Consider the following 1,138-nt stretch of genomic DNA (forward strand, 5'->3'; position numbering starts at 1 on the left):
AGGAGTCCCTTGAGCTGCTGCATGATCATTTACAGTCTTTATCCTATTCTCAGCCTCACTAGCTTCATCTATAGCTTTCTTGTACGCAGCAATTGCGTCTTCTAAAGTTTTAGTATCGTAACTAGGCACAGCCTCTTCTAGCATCTTGCTAAGCTTAGCATAATCTTCTTTTAGATTATTTTCTTTTAGTTTAGTAAGAGCTTGTCTACGTGCTCCAGAAGGCCCTGGACTAAAACATCCAATGCGATACGTATCACAGCTACCGTAGGTAGCAATAATATTATAAGAGCTTGCATATTTTCTGTAAATAGAATATAGGCTAGATCTATATGTTTGAGTTTTGCCAAAAAAAGACTCAAGCTTCTTCTTGTCATCTTCATTTAACTTGCAAGCATTCTCTTGATTTTCTGTATAACTAGAAGCATCAGGGTCATCAGCAGCAAGCATGTCGGTGCTACTCTTTTGCTCTTTGTCTGCAGCGATAGTATCACTTATATTTTCATCTTGCTTATCTGAAGAGTCAGACAAGGCTAGCTTACTAATATTGCTAGCAGCTGCTTTTTTAGGTGAGCTAGAATTTCCAAAAAACTTGCAAGATACAAGCAAAATAGTTGCTAGAAGTAAAATGCACAGATTACACCTTTCTAACATAAATATCCCCTTTTTTTATTTATTCATTAACCTAAATATTATTTTTATTATATAACAAGTATAAATGTAAATGGGATTTATAAATAACTAATGAAGCTTAAAAGTTATTAAGATTTAACCCTTTTATAAACTTCTAATAACTTATCAATAGCAGTAAGCATTCTATTTACTTCTTCTCCTGTCTTATTACCAGCAATTGTCTTTGCATGATCAAACCACCAATCTTCAAATTTAGGATCAGACATACCTGAAATAACACCTACAATAACACTAACAGCATTGTCTCCTTTATTTCCATTAGCATACCCCTTAGCAGCTTCATTAAACTCACAAATAGCCTGATTAAACTTGCTACAAGACAAACTGGAAGTAATAGCAGTAAAGGCATTAGAATAAGCAAGGCTAGCTGTTTCGATGGTACTTTTAATAATAGGAAGAATACTTGCAACTTTTCTTAAATTGTCTACGTTTTCTTTCTTTTCATTTT

At 33.8% G+C, this 1,138-nt stretch carries 2 pseudogenes; both read right to left on the bottom strand.

Features of this window, described 5'->3' with window-relative positions:
• A pseudogene (locus tag F0310_RS05705) lies at positions 1-651 on the bottom strand (hypothetical protein); the annotation flags it as partial.
• A 107-nt stretch (positions 652-758) separates the two neighbouring features.
• Positions 759-1,138: pseudogene (locus F0310_RS05710) on the bottom strand (hypothetical protein); the annotation flags it as partial.

Source organism: Borrelia sp. A-FGy1 (genome assembly GCF_014084025.1).
GTDB lineage: Bacteria > Spirochaetota > Spirochaetia > Borreliales > Borreliaceae > Borrelia.